The organism is Alkalilimnicola ehrlichii (assembly GCF_003399765.1).
Taxonomy (GTDB): Bacteria; Pseudomonadota; Gammaproteobacteria; order Nitrococcales; family AK92; genus AK92.
Window position 1 is genome coordinate 1 of sequence record NZ_NFZV01000085.1, and the last position, 991, is coordinate 991.

The following is a 991-nucleotide window of genomic DNA, read 5'->3' on the forward strand; positions in this document are numbered from 1 at the left end:
GAAGTTGCCGGCCGGAATCAGCCAGTCGTAGCCGCTGCCGTCGGCATGCGGCCGGCAGTCGGTATCCTCGCACACCTTGTGCAGGGCCAGCAGTAACGGGTCGGCCCACCATTCGTCGCCGCTTGCCTCGACGGCAACCGGCAACCAGGCATCGCCGTCGCTCAGCCGGCGGCGGAACGAGGCCGGGTAGGGCCGCACCTCGAGCTGCGTCTCAACCTTGCTTGGCGCGGTGACGCTCACCGCACAGGTGTGACTGCCGCCGCGCACCACCGCCGACACCGGGTTCATCAGCTCGGCCCAGGACTTGAGCACTTGCCGGGGGTCGTCGTAGTTCCGCTGGCGCCACGTCCGCTGCCAGTCCCAGGCTTTGCCCCAGGGCGAGAAGCGTAACCAACGCTCGGTCTCGTCGTTCTTGGCAAAGTAGGCCCAGACGGCGGCGGCCACCGTGACCAGGACGAGGCTGGCGATGACCCAGGGATTGGCTAGCAATGCAGCAACCGCGGGACTGACTCCTAGCACTTTTAACAGGCCGGGCGCCAGCGCGCCCACCAGTAAACCCGTACTGCTGGCCAAAACGAGATTGGCCGCCATGTAATCATAGTCCGCGTCGTAGAAGGCCATACGGGCATCCCAAGACGCTAGAAACGCGTAGACAAAGGAAGCGGCAGCGTTGGCTCGCCCGGCAGTCGTGCGCGCAGTTGCCGCGCGGTCTAACAGACGCTGTGAGCTTATGTTCCCCACCGCTGTCCGACCGGCTTGCCACTCCCGGGCATCGGTCAGCGCGGCAACTACCCCCACCATCGCCGCGAACCGATCGGCAAATTCACGTGCATTATTGCCCAATATTCCATTCTGCCAAAGAAACCCAAGGTTCGCGCCTTCCGCGATGAGGACCCCCACCACAAACCCGCCATGCCAACGCGCATTCGAGCGTACCGACTGCTGGACCTTTTTGTCTTGGATCAGTTCGTCGATGCCTTGGTTGAGGTCG

At 64.0% G+C, this 991-nt stretch carries 1 protein-coding gene; it reads right to left on the minus strand.

Features of this window, described 5'->3' with window-relative positions; all coding sequences use genetic code 11:
* On the minus strand, positions 1-991 hold a 991-nt coding region (locus CAI21_RS23525), incomplete at both ends, for a hypothetical protein (protein WP_181919615.1).